General features: G+C 67.6%; 14 protein-coding genes and 1 pseudogene. 3 read left to right on the top strand and 12 right to left on the bottom strand.

Annotation, left to right across the window (positions count from 1 at the left end; all coding sequences use genetic code 11):
- Positions 1–83: 83 nt before the first annotated feature.
- Positions 84–203: pseudogene (locus ACFSVL_RS16860) on the bottom strand (alcohol dehydrogenase catalytic domain-containing protein); the annotation flags it as partial.
- A complete protein-coding gene (locus ACFSVL_RS16855; protein WP_378305152.1) occupies positions 176–403 on the bottom strand; it encodes a hypothetical protein in 228 nt (75 codons plus the stop codon). The gene ACFSVL_RS16855 and the pseudogene ACFSVL_RS16860, both read right to left, overlap by 28 nt.
- 156 nt (positions 404–559) lie before the next feature.
- Between ACFSVL_RS16855 and ACFSVL_RS16850 the strand changes: the two genes are divergently transcribed.
- Positions 560–2,149 carry an AMP-binding protein gene (locus ACFSVL_RS16850; protein ID WP_378305150.1) on the top strand — a complete coding sequence of 530 codons (1,590 nt, stop codon included), beginning with the start codon at positions 560–562 and terminating at the stop codon, positions 2,147–2,149.
- Positions 2,150–2,811: 662 nt separating this feature from the next.
- Here ACFSVL_RS16850 and ACFSVL_RS16845 read toward each other — a convergent pair.
- The 10 genes from ACFSVL_RS16845 to ACFSVL_RS16800 all read right to left on the bottom strand — a co-directional run bounded on the left by ACFSVL_RS16845 (position 2,812) and on the right by ACFSVL_RS16800 (position 13,739).
- The gene (locus ACFSVL_RS16845; RefSeq protein WP_378305148.1) at positions 2,812–3,999 is read right to left on the bottom strand and encodes a flavin reductase; all 1,188 of its coding nucleotides are present in this window, start codon (positions 3,997–3,999) and stop codon (positions 2,812–2,814) included.
- 11 nt (positions 4,000–4,010) lie between these two features.
- Positions 4,011–4,352 (bottom strand): VOC family protein, encoded by a 342-nt coding sequence (locus tag ACFSVL_RS16840; protein ID WP_378305146.1) that lies wholly within the window; start codon positions 4,350–4,352, stop codon positions 4,011–4,013.
- A 13-nt stretch (positions 4,353–4,365) separates the two neighbouring features.
- Positions 4,366–5,346: a phosphotriesterase family protein gene (locus tag ACFSVL_RS16835; protein WP_378305144.1), complete on the bottom strand. Its 981-nt coding sequence runs from the start codon at positions 5,344–5,346 to the stop codon at positions 4,366–4,368.
- Positions 5,343–6,146, bottom strand: coding sequence for an SDR family NAD(P)-dependent oxidoreductase (locus tag ACFSVL_RS16830; RefSeq protein WP_378305142.1), 804 nt, complete (start codon positions 6,144–6,146; stop codon positions 5,343–5,345). Before ACFSVL_RS16830 ends, ACFSVL_RS16835 begins: the two co-directional genes overlap by 4 nt.
- Positions 6,143–7,876, bottom strand: a complete 1,734-nt coding sequence (locus tag ACFSVL_RS16825) for a hydantoinase B/oxoprolinase family protein (protein WP_378305140.1) — start codon at positions 7,874–7,876, stop codon at positions 6,143–6,145. The genes ACFSVL_RS16830 and ACFSVL_RS16825 overlap by 4 nt, the downstream gene beginning before the upstream one ends.
- A complete protein-coding gene (locus ACFSVL_RS16820) occupies positions 7,873–9,990 on the bottom strand; it encodes a hydantoinase/oxoprolinase family protein (protein ID WP_378305139.1) in 2,118 nt (705 codons plus the stop codon). Before ACFSVL_RS16820 ends, ACFSVL_RS16825 begins: the two co-directional genes overlap by 4 nt.
- Positions 9,991–10,039: 49 nt before the next feature.
- Positions 10,040–10,873 (bottom strand): mycofactocin-coupled SDR family oxidoreductase, encoded by an 834-nt coding sequence (locus ACFSVL_RS16815; protein WP_378305137.1) that lies wholly within the window; start codon positions 10,871–10,873, stop codon positions 10,040–10,042.
- Positions 10,861–11,316: an NUDIX domain-containing protein gene (locus ACFSVL_RS16810; RefSeq protein ID WP_378305135.1), complete on the bottom strand. Its 456-nt coding sequence runs from the start codon at positions 11,314–11,316 to the stop codon at positions 10,861–10,863. Before ACFSVL_RS16810 ends, ACFSVL_RS16815 begins: the two co-directional genes overlap by 13 nt.
- 8 nt (positions 11,317–11,324) lie before the next feature.
- Positions 11,325–12,161 (bottom strand): SDR family oxidoreductase, encoded by an 837-nt coding sequence (locus tag ACFSVL_RS16805; RefSeq protein WP_378305134.1) that lies wholly within the window; start codon positions 12,159–12,161, stop codon positions 11,325–11,327.
- A 96-nt stretch (positions 12,162–12,257) separates the two neighbouring features.
- Entirely contained in the window at positions 12,258–13,739 is a 1,482-nt protein-coding gene (locus ACFSVL_RS16800; protein WP_378305132.1) for an MFS transporter, read from the bottom strand.
- 280 nt (positions 13,740–14,019) lie between these two features.
- Here ACFSVL_RS16800 and ACFSVL_RS16795 point away from each other — a divergent pair, with 280 nt between their 5' ends.
- On the top strand, positions 14,020–15,090 hold the full coding sequence (locus tag ACFSVL_RS16795) for an LLM class flavin-dependent oxidoreductase (protein WP_378305130.1): 1,071 nt from the start codon (positions 14,020–14,022) through the stop codon (positions 15,088–15,090).
- Positions 15,091–15,093: 3 nt separating this feature from the next.
- Positions 15,094–16,203 carry a hypothetical protein gene (locus ACFSVL_RS16790; protein ID WP_378305128.1) on the top strand — a complete coding sequence of 370 codons (1,110 nt, stop codon included), beginning with the start codon at positions 15,094–15,096 and terminating at the stop codon, positions 16,201–16,203.
- Positions 16,204–16,277 lie beyond the last annotated feature (74 nt).

Raw genomic sequence — 16,277 nt, 5'->3', positions numbered from 1 at the left:
GCAGTTCCCGGCCGTCCAAGCTGAACGGCGTCCGCCCGTCCGCCAAACCGGCCGGCAACCGCGGAGTGCCGCGCCCGACCCTGGCACAGGTACGCATGACCAGAGGCGCACTCCGGACACCGCCCGCAGGCCCGGTTCATCGCCACGAGGACGTGATCGCCGGGCGAAACCGCGGTCACCGCCGCCCCCGTCGCCTCGACGATCCCAGCGCTCTCGTGCCCCGGAACGACTGGCGGCCGCGGGTACAGCGGATTCCGGCCCGCGCGGCTTTCGCGTCCGAACCACAGACACCGGAGGCGACTATCCGCACCTGGACTTCCTCCGGCCCAGGATCGGCGACGTCGATCTCGCGGATCTCCAACGGCTTACCGAATCCGGTGAGAACCGCGGCTTTGGCTCGCATGGACACCTCCCGACCGAACACGCACCCGGGCAGACGGCCAAGCGACCGCCCTTGCCGCCCGAATACTACTTCGCCTACGCTACTTGAGCGAGCGCTTGGTTTCTCGACGAGGAGGGCGGCGTGCGACCGATACCGGACTGGGGAACTGTTCCGCGCATGCTGCGGACGACAGCCGAATCCAGGCCCGACACAGTGGTTTGTCTCGACGGCGACGTCGAGTTGACGCAGAGCGGGCTGCGGGTACAAGCGTCCCGGGTGGCCAGGGCGTTGATCGCGCACGGAGTGCGGCACGGCGACCGGGTCGCGATCTGGGCGCCGAACACATGGGAATGGGTGGTGACCGCGTTCGGCATCTGGGATGCCGGCGGGATCGCCGTGCCCCTGTCGACCCGCGGCAAAGGCATCGAAACCGCCGAGTTGCTGCGCCGGATGGGCTGTTCGGTCCTGGTGGCGACCGAGGGATTCCTCGGCCGGTCCGCAGTGGACATGCTCGCCGATGTCGCCGGTCCGCCGGAGGGTTCCCGGCCCTTCGCCGAACTGCCGGACCTGCAGCATGTCGTCCTGCTCGGAGATTCGCGCGCCGGCCGCGGCCTGGTGTCCTGGGCCGGCTTCCTCGACTCCAGCGAAGCGGTCACCGCCTCGCACGCCGAGGACCGAGCTCGTGCGGTGGCACCGAGCGATCCGTTCGAGATCCTGTGCACCTCCGGCACCACCGGCACGCCCAAGGGCGTCGTGCTCGACGGCAGCCAAATTTTGCGCGCCTACTGGGACTGGGCCGAAGTGATCCGGCTCGGCGAAGGCGATCGGTACCCGATCGTGAGTCCGTTCGCACACGGTTTCGGCATCAATGCCGGGCTGCTCGTCTGCGTGGCCCGAGGCGCGACGATGATCCCGGTACCGGTCTTCAACCCCGACGCGGCGTTCGATTTGGTCGAGAACCAGCGCCTCAGCGTGCTTGCTGGCCCGCCCAGCCTCTTCGCCCGGATGTTGTCGCGACCCGACCTGCCCGGGCGGGATCTGTCGTCGCTGCGCGTGGCCGTGGTCGGCGCCGCAGCGGTTCCGACGGATCTGGTGCGTTCCATGCACACCGAGATGGGATTCGAACAAGTCGTCAACGCCTACGGACTGATCGAAGGCTCATGCGTGGCGATGACCCGCCGGGACGACCCTCCGGAGGTCATCGCCGCGACAGCCGGGCGCCCGATGCCCGGCGTCGAGGTGCGGATCGTCGACGATGCTGGGACTCCGGTTTCCGCCGGTGATCGCGGAGAGATCCTGCTCCGCGGATACGGCGTCATGCGTAAGTACTGGAACGCCCCCGATCTCACTGCGGCCGCGGTCGACGGCGACGGCTGGCTCCACACGGGCGACGTCGGCGTCCTCGACGCTTCCGGAAACCTGTCCATCGTGGATCGCAAGAAGGAAATGTTCATCTCCAACGGATTCAACGCGTATCCGGCGGAGATCGAGAACCTTCTGCTGCGCTACGAAGCGCTGGACCAGGTGGCGGTGGTCGCCGTCCAGGACGAGAGACAAGGCGAGACCGCGTGGGCTTTTGCCGTCGCCGCCGACGATGCCGAGCCCGACGAAGCCGCCGTGATCGCGTGGGCCAAGGGTGCGATGTCCAATTACAAAGTTCCGCGGCGCGTGGTCTTTCTGCCCGAGCTGCCGACCACGCCCAACGGGAAAATCGACAAGGCCAAGCTTCGAGAAGCAGCGCACGCCAACGAATCGCCGACCGGCTGACGGATGATCAGGTGCGCGATACGTGCCTGACACCGTGGGCGACTCGCATCTTCCTTGGTGGACGGAAATAGGCCGCCGCGGCACGGATACACACCGGTTTCGCTCCTGCCGACCGAGTGGATGTCCACGCTGCCGCGCAGGGCTGCACCAGCATCATGGTGATCAAGCCATAAGGTCGGCCATCGGCGTTGGCACCAGGGCCCAACCGATCGCCGCGGTCTGTGACAACCCGCGCAAGCACGGACCGGACGTCCGCGTCGAGGCGAATCCCTTCACCGACCTCGCCGATGTCCGGCCCACTCGATCGATCGTTAAGGCTGCGGACGGGCGAGCTGCAGGCCAGTCCTCGACACCAGGCATTGCTTCCGGGGCGCTGGCGACATGGAGGTGCTCGACGAGATCCCGGTGTCCAAAGCCGACAGCGACCTTGGAGAGGAGCCGCCGTGTCGGCTGATCCCAGGCACCGGCGGGCTCGACTTCAGACGAATACTCAGCACTCCGCGAGCACACGGCTTCTCCGGTCCCATCGGACCCGAAGTGATCTCGCCCGCTCTGCAGGCCCCGGAAACAGCCGAAGCGGCAGGCCGCGCTGCCGCGGCCTGCCGCTCGATGGGTGCTGTGAAGAGGGCACGGTTCTGGCACCGGACTCCCTCTGGCAGGCCTCAGCCAGTCGCCACAGGCGTCTTCGCGCCGATACGCCGCATCACCTCGTCAGCGACCTCCTGAAGCGCCTCCCGATACGCCCGCACTTCCTCCGTGCTGCTGGTCTCCGGCAACCCATAGACGCTCAAGCTGATCGCCGCCGAGCCCGTCTCGTCGAAAACCGGGACCTGCACATTGCGCACGTCGTATGACTGGCCAGGGATCAGGTCTTCCGGCTCGTAGAGACCGTCGAGCGTGCGGATCAGATCCCGCAGCCCAGCCCGTCGGTCAGGTCCCGCGGTGCTGCCCGCGCCGAAGACCCGTGCCAGTTCGGATTCGACCTGCGAATGCAGCGCGTTGCCCAAACCGACCGACCAGCGCCGCTGCCTCACCCGGGCGAGCACCGTGCGGAACGTTTCCCGCTGTGCGGCCGTCGCCCCCGCGGCCGTGAGGCGGGAGTCGACGACGTCGTCCTGCTCCCACGCCAGGTAGATCGATCCCAGCGGCGGGACCAGCGGAATACGCTGCCCGACCCGGGTCGGCGGCTGCCCGTGGTGCGGACGGATCCCGGCTCCGGCGAGCAGGACGATCTCGTCGCCGGCCACGGTCGCCGCATTGCATTCGACGCCGAACCGGTCCGCGGTGCGTTCCATCCCTGGCCGGGCGAGGTCCACCAGGCGCAACTGCCCCGCCAGACCCGGTTCGATCGGCGCGGTCAGCGAGGCGGAGTGGAACCGGCCGTAGCCGCCCTGGAAAAACACCAGCGGAAGGTCGGTCTCCGAGGCTTCGAGAGCACGCACCCGCCCGAGAACGATGTAGTGGTCGCCGGCCTCCGTCACAGACTCGAGGTCGCAGTCGATCCACGCGAGGACCCCGTCCAGGATCGGCGACCCGGTCGGCGCCGGACGCCAGTCGAGGGACGCGAACTTGTCGGCGCCGCGGGTCGCGAACGTCCGGCACACCGTTTCCTGCTCATGAGTGAGCACGTTGACGCAGAACCGGCCCGCTTCCTTGATCCGGGGGAAGCTGGTCGACGACTTGTCGGGCAGGAAGGCGACGAGCGCCGGGTCGAGAGACACCGAGGTGAACGACCCCACCGCCATCCCGGCCGGCTGCCCGGACGCGTCGATCGCCGTGACAACGACGACGCCGGTCGGGAAGTTTCCCAGCACGCGGCGGAAGTGGCGCGGATCGGATGAGTCCGCCATGGTGCTCTCCTCTACTTCGGGCCGTAAACGACGAATGGGTTGCCCCAAGGGTCGGTGAGGACAGCGCGGATCTCGTGCGGGCCCTCCGCGGGCGGCCGGACTACCGTCGCGCCTGCAGCCTCCAGGGAGGACACCACCGCCGACACGTCCGCGACTTTGTACGAGGCGGCGGGCCGGCCGCCGGTCACGTCTTCCTCAGGGCCGGCGATGGCGAGCGTCGCGCGTCCACCGTCCATCGCCGCGTATCGGTCGCCGTCGGCGAACTTCAACGGCAGGCCCAGTGCGTCCCGGTAGAACGCCACCGCCTTCGCGACATCCGGCACCGGGTACAGCACATTTCCGATTTCGGTCATCTGCCAAGCCTTTCTAGTAGCCGCCGGAGCGGGCGAGGATCTCGCGGGGATTCCGGACAAGCATCTGGTCGATCTGTTCCTCGGTGACGCCCCTCGCGCGCAAAGCAGGCAGCACGTCCTGGCTCAGGTGCAGCCAGTGCCAGTTCGGATGCTGCTTGCTTCGCTGATCGGGGTCGGACATGTCCGACCAGCAGGAGGTGTCGTGCGAAAGGACCATCCGCCCGGCATGTCCACGGCGGCACATCTCGACGACGATCTCCACCCGCTTGTCGAACGGGACGGTTTCCAGGCCGAACCGGTCCATGCCCAGATACGATCCGGCGGCGACGAGTTCCTCGAGGTACGCGAAGTCGTCAGTGTCCCCGCTGTGCCCGATGACCACCCGGCTCAGGTCGACGCCCTCCTCGGCGAACACCTTCTGCTGGTCGAGGCCGCGACGGCTCCCGGCGTGGGTGTGCGTAGTGATCGGAACTCCCGTCGCACGGTGCGCCCTGGCCACTGAACGCAAAGTCCGTTCCACGTCCACGGTCAAGCCGTCGACATCGGTCACGCATTTCAGCATCGCCGCTCGCACACCGGTGTCTCCGATGCCTTCGGTGATGTCCCGGACGAAGTAGCCGCACAGCAGATCCGGTCCGCCCAACGGCGCGCCGGGGCCGCGGAAATGGAAGTAGACCGGCAAGTCGTGCAACACGTACGCCCCGGTCGCGACGACGATGTTCACCTCGCTCCGCCGCGCGACCTCCGCCACTCGCGGAACGTATCGGCCGAGGCCGAACACCGTGAGATCCACGATGGTGTCGACTCCGGCTTTCTTCGCCGCGGCGAGTTTCGCCACCGCCTGGTCGATCTGTTCGGCCTCGTCCCAGCCGGGCGCCGGCCAGTTTTCCCGCACTTCCGGACTGGTGACGAAGATGTGCTCGTGCATCAAGGTGGTGCCGAGGGACTCCGCCGGGATCGCTCCCGCGGCAGTCGGCACCGTCGCCGCGCTCATCGCACCGTCTCCGGGTGCACGATGTGGTTTTGCGCGTGCCACGGCTGGTGGGCCTGGAAGCCGCCGTCCACGATGATCGTCTGCCCGGTGATGTACTTCGCGCCCGGCGAGGCCAGGAACACGATCGTCTCCGCCACGTCGCGCGGTTCGGCGAAGTCCGGGACCAGCAGGTTCGCATCGTAGGCCGCGAGCTTGTCCGGAGAGAGGTTCTTGCGGGCAGTCGGGCTGAGGACGAGCCCGGTCGCGACCGCGGCGCACCGGATGCCGGCCTTGCCGTGGCTGGCCGCGATCGACCGGGTGAGAGAATACTTCGCCGCCATCGAGGCGGCGTAAGCCACGTGGACGGTGTCGCCGCTGAAACCGGAGGTCGACCCGACGTTCACGATCGTGCCGCCGCCGTTCTTCAGCATCACCGGGATGGCATGCCGCGCACCGTAGACCGCGCCGTGGAAGTTCACCGCGAACGTGCGCTCCCAGTTCCACTGCGGAGTGCTGACGATGTCGAGGTCCGTGACGTGCACCTCGTGGTCGTAGACGACCGCGTTGTTGACCAGCACGTCGATCCGGCCGAACACCGACGCCGTTTCCTCGATCATCCGGCGCACCTCGTCTTCGACCCCGACGTCGGCTTCGACGACGTGCGCTTGTCCTCCGCGCTCGGTGATCTCGGCAACGGTGCGGCGAGCACCGTCGCCGTTGATGTCGTTGACGGTGACGGAGTAGCCCTTTTCGGCTAACAGGAGCGCCGTTTCCTTTCCGATGCCTTGTGCGGCACCGGTCACGACAGCTACAGCGCTCATGAACGCCGCCCTTTCCGCGCCGATTCGGTGGCTGCAGCATCGATGCTCGAACTGCCGCCGAGCACTACGCCGTAACGGGTTTCGGCGGCGTCCCGCGACACCTTTCCGGACAGCACGTCATCGCGGACGGCCGAAGCGGGCCGCTCCCATGGATGACCTAGCCCGCCTCCGCCCGTGGTTTCCACTACGAACGCTTCGCCGGCGCGGAACGGTTCGTTGTTCACCTTCGCGGCGAGCCGCTCCCGGGTCCCGTCAGCAGCAAGCCGGTAAAACCCGCCGGGCACACCCGGCTCGCCTCCGGACCTGCCTGGCGGACCGGTGCGCAGCCGGTCGCCACGAGTCGTCACATAGGCGTCGGCCAAGAGGCGGAACACCGTCCGCGTCCCCAGACCGCCGCGCCATTGCCCGGCGCCGCCCGAGTCGGCGATGTACTCCACCGCCTCGACCACGAACGGGCACCTCGCCTCAACCGGCTCCACCTGAGGCACCGAATTGCGCCCCAGTCCGAAGTGGACTCCCGTGGCGTCGGGACCGTCTTTGCCGTACCGGGCACCGACGCCGCCGTACTCGTAGGCGAGATGGACCCAGTACGGCGCGACCCGCGCCGCGATCGAAAACGGCTGCAGGATGCCCGAAGCCGCGATTGCGGAATCCTCGACCGCGTCGGAAAGGGCCTGGAACACGGCTTCCATCGCGGCGTATGCGGGCAAGAAGCGTCCCCCGCACGGATAGGGCGACGTGGCGTTGAGCAGACTCCCCTCCGGGAGCCGCACGTCGAGCACGCGGAGGCAGCCGTCGTTCATCGGGATCGCGGGATCCAGGAAGCACCGAGCGGCGAACACCGCGGCCGCAAGCGACTGAGACAAGCTCGCGTTGATCGCGGCGGGTACTTGATTGTCCGTGCCGGCGAAGTCGAGAACCGCACGGTCGTCGTCGATCGTCACCTTGACTCGCACCGTGTACGACCGGTCCGGGTGGATCCCGTCGTCGTCGATGACGTACGACGCCTGGTACTCGCCGTCCGGGAGCTCGCGAACGGCAGCCCGGGTCAGGGTCTCGGTGTAGCCGAGGTAAGCGTTCACCCCTGCGGCGAACCGTTCCGCGCCGTGCTCCTCGATGAGAGCTTCGACCCGGCGCGCCGCCGTGGTCGCGCCGGCGATCAGCGCGCGTACGTCACCCAGAACCTTGTCGGGAGTCCGGCTGTTGAGCGCGAGGATGCTGGTGATGGACTCCTCCAGGCCGGCCGCGGTGGCGATGCGCACCGGCGGGAGCTGGAGACCCTCCAGGAAAATCTCGGTCGCGAGCGACGCCATCCCGCCCGCAGATCCGCCTCCGATATCGGAGACGTGGATCAGAGTCGCGGTGAAGTACTCGACCGCTCCGCCGACGAAGACCGGCCGAAAGATCAGCAGATCGTTCGTGTGGATTCCGCCTTTGTACGCGTCGTTCGTCACATACACGTCGCCCGGGCGCATGGTGTCGAGCGGATGGTCGGCCAGCAGGTACGGCACTGCTACCGAAAGTGCCATGCTGTTCATCAGCGTGGTCGCCATCGAATGCGCGATGAGCGTGCCGGACTTGTCCAGGATCGCCGCCGACGCGTCGGACCCCTCGACGATGAACGTGGAGTACGCCGACTTCACCACCACGATGCTGGCTTCCTCGGCCGCCACGACCAGCGCGTTGCGGAGCACCTCCGCGGTCAGGTCCTCGGTGAGCACTCCGGTCATCGGCTGGTTTCCTTCCGGCTGAGCACAACGGTGTACGAACTGTCGGCTTCCGCCGACCAACCTGGCGGGACGACGATGGTCGACTCGTGATCGCCGATGATCGCCGGACCGGCTACCGGCGAACCCGGAACGAGAGCGTCGCGCTCCAGCACCGGCGTCTCGCGGTACTCGCCGTACTCCGGGAACCAGACCGCCCGCGTTCGCGCTGCGCCTCCACGGCTTGCGGGCCGTCGCCCGAGCGGCACCTTCGGCACTCGTTTCGTCACGCGGACCCGGAAACTGACCAGCTGCACGTCGCCTCTCAGCGCGATGCCGTACGCCTGCTCGTAGCCGGCGAAGAAGCGGTCTTTGAGTTCGGCGAACGCCGCGGCGTCGAGCGGCCACTCAGGCAGGTCCACGCGGATTTCGTGCGCTTGCCCGACGAATCGGAGGTCGACCGAGCGGGATATCTCGACGTCCGGCGAGCCGAGCGACACCCCGAGATCGTCAGCCGCATTCCCTTCCAAATCACCGAAAATCCGTTCCAGCTCAGCGAAGTCCCCCGCCGGCTCCGGCAGCACGCGAGTCTGCACGCCATCAGTGCTCAAGTCCGTCGCGAGCAGGCCGACTGCGGAGCCGACGCCGCAGGACGGGGGCACGAGAACGGTCGGGATGTCGAACCGCTCCGCGACGCGCGCGGCGTGCATCGGACCAGCCCCGCCGGACGCGACGACCGCGAACCTCCGGGGGTCCACGCCCCGTTGCACAGTGACTACGTGAACCGCGGAACCCATCGTGGCGTTGGCGATCTCGTGGACCGCGTTCGCCGCCTCCGCGATGGACACCCCCAGCGGGCGGGCGATCCGGTCGGCCACTGCTTTCTCCGCGAGTTCCGGCGCGAGCTTCATCGTTCCCCCGGCGAAGGCGGAAGGGTCGAGGTAGCCCAGCACCAGATTCGCGTCGGTCACCGTCGGTTCTTCGCCGCCGAGCCCGTAACAGGCAGGTCCGGGCGAGGACCCGGCCGAACGAGGCCCTACTCGCAGCGCGCCGCCCTCGTCGGCCCACGCGATGCTGCCGCCTCCCGCGCCGACCTCCGCGAGATCTATCGCGGGGATTTTGATCGGAACGCCGGTGCCTGCCCGCCTGCCGCCGAAGCTGCCTTTGCCGCCAACATGGAATTCGTGCGTGATGTCGGGCTTCCCGCCGCGGACTACGCACGCTTTGGCCGTCGTGCCGCCCATGTCGAACGAGATGACGTCCTCGTGCCCGGCGGCCTCGCCGGTGAACCGCGCGGCGATCACGCCCGCGGCAGGCCCGGACTCGATGGTCGCCACTGCCCGTCGGCCGGCGAGATCGGCCGACATCACGCCTCCCCCGGATTCCATCACCTGCACCCGGCACTTGACCCCCAGACCGGCCAGCCGGTGTTCGAGATTCGCCAGGTAGGACACCATGATCGGCCCGATGTATGCCGAAATGAGCGTTGTCGTCGAGCGTTCGTACTCCCGCATCTCCGGCCAGATCTCCGTTGAGGTGACCACTCGCGTCTCGGCAGGCAGGGCTTTCCGCAAGAGCTCGCCGACCCGCTGCTCATGGGCCGGATTGGCATAGGAATGCAGCAACGCCACCGAAACCGAGTGGATTCCCTTGGCGGCGATCTGCCGGGCGACGGCGCGGACGGCGTTCTCGTCCAACGGCTTCAGTACCCGGCCGTCTGCCCCGATCCGCTCCGGAACCTCGAAACAGTCCTCCGCCGGCACTGGCGAGGCAGGCGGGTCGAACCGGAGATCGAACCGGTCTTCCTCGACTCTGGCGTACCGGCCGAGCGGCAGCATCGCCCGGAACCCTTGCGTGGTCACGTGCGCAACCCGCACTCCCGCACCCTCGAGGATGGCGTTCGTCGCGAGAGTCGTCGCGTGCACGACGCGAGTGATCTGCTCGGCCGCTACCTCTCCCGCGGTCAGTGCCGAGCGCACTCCGGCGATGATCCCCTGAGTCGGATCGTCGTGCGTGCTCAGCGCTTTCGCGGCTGCGACCTGCCCCTCATGCCCAGCCAAAACCACATCGGTGAAAGTGCCGCCGACGTCGATTCCGAGTGCGTAGCCGCCGTTTCGTCCACTCCCGCTGCTGCTCATGCGTGCCAGCCTAATCTCTTAACCAAGCGCTTGTCCAAATCTGTTCTCGTCATTTGGCGTTCATGCCAGCGTCTACGGGGAGGGCGACGCCGGTCACGAACTTCGCCTCGTCGGAGGCGAGCCACACCACCGCGTTCGCGATGTCCGACGGCTCGACCCACGGAACCGGAAGCAGGTTCGTCGAGGCGAAGCTGTCTTCCACGTCCTCTTTGGACGGATGCTCGAGGTCCGGGCGGAACACGCGGAACGTCGTGTCGTTGATGATCATGTCCGTGTCCACATTGCCGGGATGCACGGTGTTGACGCGGATCCGGTGTTCCGCCAGCTCCATCGCCAACGTACGGGCGAGTCCGAGCACACCGTGCTTCGACGCCGCGTAACTGCCGTAATTCGGAACGCCCTTGAGTCCCGCCGCGGAACTGGTGATGATCACCGATCCGCCCTCGCCCGTCGCGATCACGTGCGGCACCGCGGCGCGGACCGTGTTGAACACGCCGGTCAGGTTGACGTCGACGGTCGTTTGCCACAGCGCGTCGGACATCTCCCACACCTTCGCCGGGGTGCCGAAGATCCCGGCATTGGCCACGACGATGTCCAACCGGCCCAGTTCCCGGACGCCGTCCTCGACCGCACGGGCCAGCTTCTCCGGATCCCGGACGTCCACGCGGGCCGCGATCACCTTACGGCCGGATTTGGCCACCAGCCTGCGCGTCTCCGCGAGATCCTCCTCCGTCGCCCCGGGAAACGGCACGGTCTCCACCGGGCGGGCGACATCGACGGCGATGACGTCCGCGCCCTCCTCGGCCAGCCGCACCGCGTGTGCCCGGCCCTGGCCGCGCGCCGCACCGGTCACCAATGCCACTTTTCCCGCTACCGCGCCCATTCGCTCTTTCCTTCCTCCGCAAATCCATTCCGGCACGTCTCCGCGAAGGCGGTCACGATCTCCGGCAGCCAGCGCACGATCGGCCGAGCTCCCCATTCCGCTGGCTCGAGCCAGGAAACGTCGTCGTTCTCCCAATTCAGCCGCAGCTCCGTGCCGGCCGTCTCGCCGCGATAGACGTGCACAATCCAGTAACCGCCGCGCTCGTCCGGGAGGCGCAGCACCGGACCTGTCTCGAACGACTCCAGCTCGTCCCGGCTCAGCCCGGTTTCCTCACGCAGTTCCAGTTCCGCCTGCCGGACCGGGATGCCACCGGGCGGAAGAAATCCGGTGACGCAATGCCACTGCCCGCGGTCCGATCCGACCGCATGACTGCGCCGCAGCAGGCAAACACGTCTGCGATGCGTCAGCAGCACCGCGACTACCTCGCCGCGCTGTTCCGCCATCCGCGACGTCACCCCAGTCCGGTGATGCGCTCGACCGCTCGTCGCCGGACCCGGTAGGGCAGCAATCGTGCCGCCCACGACGCCACGACATCGTCCGCACCGAGCCGGCTGCGCAACGGCGGCCGTTCCTGTTCAAGAACCGCACAGATCCGCGCCGACGCTCGATAGCTCGGCCGGCTGTACCGGCCCAGGCCAGTCAATTTCGGCAACGCGCGTCCGGCGTACTCGGCATACGCACTCGACTCCGGCAAAGCGGGAACTGTCGCCGTGCCAAATCCCGTGTCGTGGTTCCCTGGCTGGAACACCACGACGTCCACCCCGAACGGCCGCAGTTCGACTGCCAGCGCCTCGCACCAACCCTCCAACGCCCATTTAGTGGCTGCGTAGACGGAGAACATCGGGTGCGGCACGTTGACCGCGTTGCTCGACACGACCGCGAGCCGAGCTCGACCGCACCTTCGGAGCGCTGGCAGCAGTCTGCGGGTCAAATCCATGGCACCCAGCAGGTTCGTCTCCACCAGATGACGGAGGCGGTCCGGCGGCACATCTTCGAAGAACCCAGTCGTCGTGTACCCCGCGTTGTGGAGCAGCGCCGTCAACTCGCCGTCGCTCCTGCGGAGCACTTCTTCAACCGCTTCGGCACGGGACGCGTCAGACGCCACGTCCAGCTCGATGAATTCGAACGCGGAAAGTGGCGCTCCGACTGCCGACGCGAGTTCCAGAACCCGGTCTCGCTTGCCGGGATCACGCATCGAGGCGAACACCCGCCAGCCCTTTTTTGCCAGCATGACAGCCACTTCGCGGCCGAACCCGCCAGAGGCCCCGGTGATGAGAATCGACTTCATCGCATGCTCCGATCACCCCAGCGGAACCGGTACGGAGGCCATCTTGACGCTTTACCAAGCACTTGGTCAAGCGCTTGGTAAAGCTTCCGACGGCGATCAGTGCGCCGGCGCGGCGGCGACCTGCTCGACCGACTCGGCCATGGACCGGCGCCCGTGCCGCATGGCGATCGCCGCGGCGAGGCCCGCCGCGCACATCACCCCTCCAAAGGCGTAGCCCCAGGTGAAACCTGTGCCGCTGTAGATCGGGGTGCCTGACACGACAGTGCGGACATGACTTCCGAGGATGACGAACACGATCTGCACGATCACCGCGGCACCGAGGGACCCCACGACCCCGACTGCGCCGGCGCTCACCGCTTGCTGTTCGGGCGGGACTGCCGCGACGACAAGGTTCGGGATGGCGGCATTGAGCATCCCGCCGCCGACCGCGAAGACAAACCAGCCCAGCAGCACCTGCCAGGACTGCGCATGCATTGTCGCGAGCAGCGCCGAGCCCACGATGGCGAAACAGAAACCGGCCACCAGAGGATTCCGGGCACCACGCCGGTTGGCGATGAACCCGACCGAGAAGCCCATCAGCATCGAGATCACCGAGCCTGGCGAGGTAAACCAGGCCAGCCCGCTCGCATCCCTTCCCAGCCCGTAGTCGCCGCCCGCAGCCCGGGGCACCTGAACGACATAGACCAGCAGAACCGACTGCGCCGCGATCACGCCCTGGGCGACGAACTGCGCGATCATCGTGGTCATCAGCGGCTTACGGCGCGCAAGGTCGATATCGACGAGCGGGTTGCGCACTCGCTTCTCGAACACCACCCAGCCGGCGAAAATCACGACCCCCGCGCCAATGCACCCGAGAGTCGGCATCGATCCCCAGCCCCACGTCGCACCCTGCGTGGCCGCCGTGAGCAGCAGCGCGATGGAGACGCCCAGCAGCAGCGCGCCGCCCCAGTCCACCGACGAGCGGATCCGCACCGGAGACTCCGGCACCACGAACAGCACCAGCACGCCGAGGACGAGCGGGAAAGCGGCGAGGAAAAAGAACACGCCGCGATAGGTGAAATGATCGATCAGGAATCCCGCGATGATCGGAGCCAAGATGCCGGTGAGCCCGATCCCCGAGGTGGCGACGCTGACTCCGATCGCCACGAGCCGGCGCGGGAAGATGTCGCGCATGATGGAGTAGGCCAGCGGCACGATCGAGATGGCCACGCCTTCCAGTGCCCGCCCCACGAGGACGAACGCGAGCGACGACGCGGTCGCCACGATCAGCGAGCCCAGCGCCATCACGACAATGGTCGTGAGCAGAACGCGCTTCTTCCCGTAGATGTCTCCGAGCTTGCCGATCAACGGCACGGTCACGCCGCCGACCAGGCTGAAGAGCGTGGTCACCCAGACAATGTCCGAAGTCCCGAGCGCGGCCGCCATATGCGGCAGCGCCGGAGTGACCAAGTTGTATGCGTACGCGGTCTCTTCCGACAGCAACGTCAGAACAAGCAGGACGCCGATCCAGTAGCGAGTGGATCGCCGCTTTCCCCCTTCCGAGGGGGCGAGGACATCAGGGTGTTGCTGGCGAGCCATCGAGCACTCCTTTGTGCGAGTCCCGGCCGGAACCACCGTCCCCCATACCGGCCTTGACCGGGCAGTGCGCCGTACCTGTGATGGCGGCCACGTTAAACAGATCGAATGATCCAATCAAGTGTTTCACTCGACGTGATCGACCGGGCCCGAAAGGGAAACCGCGCGATGCGTCGACACCCGGCCGACCGCGACGCCCATCAGCGGTCCTGGGGTTGAAGCCCGCCGGGCCCTGAGGTAACTTGACTTGAGCAAGCGCTTGGTACAGAGAGGGAGACGGCGGATGGCACCGATTCGCGTGGGGATGGGCTACGAACTCGAGGTTCGCGGACGCTCCCGGAAGGTCGAACAGCGTGCGTTCGAGAACGTGCTCGAACAAGTCGTCCGTGCGGACCAACTCGGGTACAGCACCGCGTGGTTCGTCGAGCACCACTTCACCCGCGGCTTCTCGCACTCCTCCGCACCGGACCTCGTGCTCGCCGCACTCGCCCGGATGACCGAGCGCATCCGGCTCGGCCTCGGCGTCGTGCTCTTGCCGTTCCAGCATCCGGTCCGGACCGCCGAGCGCATCGCGACCTTGGACATCCTTTCCCGCGGCCGGGTCGAATTCGGCACGGGCCGCGGCGCTTCCCCGCTCGAGTACCAGTCGTTCCAGCGGCCGTTCGAGCAATCGCGCCGGCTGTGGGAAGAGAACCTGGACACAGTGCTGGCCATCTTCGAAGCCGACGGCGCACCGGTCACCGCCGAGCACGAGTACTGGAGCGTGCCGGACGTCGGGGTTTACCCCCGGCCCGTCCAGGAGCCGCACCCGCCGGTCTGGGTCGCCTCGACCTCGCTGGACGGCTATCAGCAAGCGGCCAAGCGCGGCCACAACCTGTTGGGCATGACCATGCTCAAGGGCCTGGACGACGTCGCCGAGGACATCGCCGCCTACCGCAAATGCCTGGCCGACAACGGCTACGACCCGGACTCGCGTCGCGTCGCTCTCATGATCCCTTGGCACGTCGCGCCCACTCGGGACGCTGCCTACGAAAACGCGGCCGACGCGATCATGTGGTACATGCGCCGCCAGGTGAACCTGGTCGCCCCGCCGGACTACTTCGACGCTCGGCACGCCACGCACCGGGTGCTCGGCCAGGAGGCCGTCGGCCAAAGCGCGGAGGACGCACTGGAAATCCTGCGCGAGCACCACATGATCGTGTGCGACGACGTCGAGGGCTCCCGCAAGGCGCTGCAGCGGCTGCACGAAGCCGGCGCGACAGACCTGATCTGCCAGTTCCAGGTCGGCGGCCTCGCGCAGGAACACGTGCTCAGCACCATCGAACTGTTCGCATCGGAAGTGGCAGGACTGTAGACCATGACGACCGTGGCATCCGTCGAATCGCAAGAGCTGAAGTGGAGCACCCGGGCGGACCTTTCGCCGGCCGTGGTGAACCCGGCCAAGGCAACAGGCCTGCTCGTCGCCACGCCGACCGCACGCACCGTGATCCCTTTCGGAAAGCAGGAACGCGAGAGCGCGCGGGAGCTCACCCGGGAAACGCTCGTGCAGGCGGGGGTCTCGCCTGGCGACCGGGTGGTGGTGTCGCTGAGCAACGACGCGGACCTCACCGGGTCCCGTATCGCGGAAGTGGCAGCCGAGGTCGGCGACGCCGCGGTCTCGGTCGGCCCGCGAGGCCGGATGCGGCTGCTCGAAACTCTGGAGCGCGTCGCGGCGAACGTGCTCGTCGCGACGCCGTCCGGTGCGGCCGACCTGCTGGCTCGGCTGCACATGGAGTTCCTGGTGGATCCGCTGGATTTGGAACTGCGACTGCTGGTTCTCGTGGGCGAGATCACCGACGACAAGACGCGCAGGCATCTCGCGGCGGAATTCGGCGCGACGGTCGTCGAGATGTACCTCGATCCGGTCACCGGGGTGCCGGTGGCACATCGCGCACCCAGCGGCGAACTTGTCGCTGTCCGCTCCGGTCTGTTCGCCCTCGCCGCACTCGATGAGGACACCCTGGTGACAGGACCCGCGCGCGGCGAACTGATCGCCCGCCACACTTGGCATCCCGATCTCGCCGGAGTCGCGCTGCGCACCGGCTACGTGGCCGAGCGGAGCGAAGAAGGAGCACTCCTCGCACCGCGGCACACCGTGGGAACTGCGCTTTTGGCGCGGGGGCAATGGCTTTCCGTGGACGAGGTAGGCGCCGCCCTGCGCAAGATCGACGGTATTTCGCGCTGGCGACTAGAAATCTCCCGCCCGGGCACCCTCGACACCGCCACGCTCACCGTCAGTTTCAACCGCGAGAGCCTGATTCGCAACGGAATGTGGAAGGGCCGCATCGAGCAGGTGCTCACCGCGCTGACTCCGGTCACCATCGAAGTGCAGGTCTCCGAGCACGTGCGGGAGGAGCCCGCGGCACCGGCCATCGTCGACCACCGCGGACACCACCTCGGCATCGATCGGTCGCACGCAGCTGAATGAGGCCGCGCGGCGCGACTGTCGGGACTGGGGCAGTCGCGCCGCGCGAGTCACCCACCGCGAAATCCGCTTCAGGG

Source organism: Amycolatopsis silviterrae, assembly GCF_042684085.1.
GTDB classification, from domain to species: Bacteria; Actinomycetota; Actinomycetes; order Mycobacteriales; family Pseudonocardiaceae; genus Amycolatopsis; species Amycolatopsis silviterrae.
The sequence above is the reverse complement of the archived record's forward strand: the minus strand, read 5'-3'. Positions and strand labels throughout refer to the sequence as shown.

Coding starts and splice junctions, on each gene's coding strand:
- ACFSVL_RS16855 (WP_378305152.1), bottom strand. CDS start 403: ATGCGAGCCAAAGCCGCGGTTCTCACCGGATTCGGTAAGCCGTTGGAG.
- ACFSVL_RS16850 (WP_378305150.1), top strand. CDS start 560: ATGCTGCGGACGACAGCCGAATCCAGGCCCGACACAGTGGTTTGTCTC.
- ACFSVL_RS16845 (WP_378305148.1), bottom strand. CDS start 3,999: ATGGCGGACTCATCCGATCCGCGCCACTTCCGCCGCGTGCTGGGAAAC.
- ACFSVL_RS16840 (WP_378305146.1), bottom strand. CDS start 4,352: ATGACCGAAATCGGAAATGTGCTGTACCCGGTGCCGGATGTCGCGAAG.
- ACFSVL_RS16835 (WP_378305144.1), bottom strand. CDS start 5,346: ATGAGCGCGGCGACGGTGCCGACTGCCGCGGGAGCGATCCCGGCGGAG.
- ACFSVL_RS16830 (WP_378305142.1), bottom strand. CDS start 6,146: ATGAGCGCTGTAGCTGTCGTGACCGGTGCCGCACAAGGCATCGGAAAG.
- ACFSVL_RS16825 (WP_378305140.1), bottom strand. CDS start 7,876: ATGACCGGAGTGCTCACCGAGGACCTGACCGCGGAGGTGCTCCGCAAC.
- ACFSVL_RS16820 (WP_378305139.1), bottom strand. CDS start 9,990: ATGAGCAGCAGCGGGAGTGGACGAAACGGCGGCTACGCACTCGGAATC.
- ACFSVL_RS16815 (WP_378305137.1), bottom strand. CDS start 10,873: ATGGGCGCGGTAGCGGGAAAAGTGGCATTGGTGACCGGTGCGGCGCGC.
- ACFSVL_RS16810 (WP_378305135.1), bottom strand. CDS start 11,316: ATGGCGGAACAGCGCGGCGAGGTAGTCGCGGTGCTGCTGACGCATCGC.
- ACFSVL_RS16805 (WP_378305134.1), bottom strand. CDS start 12,161: ATGAAGTCGATTCTCATCACCGGGGCCTCTGGCGGGTTCGGCCGCGAA.
- ACFSVL_RS16800 (WP_378305132.1), bottom strand. CDS start 13,739: ATGGCTCGCCAGCAACACCCTGATGTCCTCGCCCCCTCGGAAGGGGGA.
- ACFSVL_RS16795 (WP_378305130.1), top strand. CDS start 14,020: ATGGCACCGATTCGCGTGGGGATGGGCTACGAACTCGAGGTTCGCGGA.
- ACFSVL_RS16790 (WP_378305128.1), top strand. CDS start 15,094: ATGACGACCGTGGCATCCGTCGAATCGCAAGAGCTGAAGTGGAGCACC.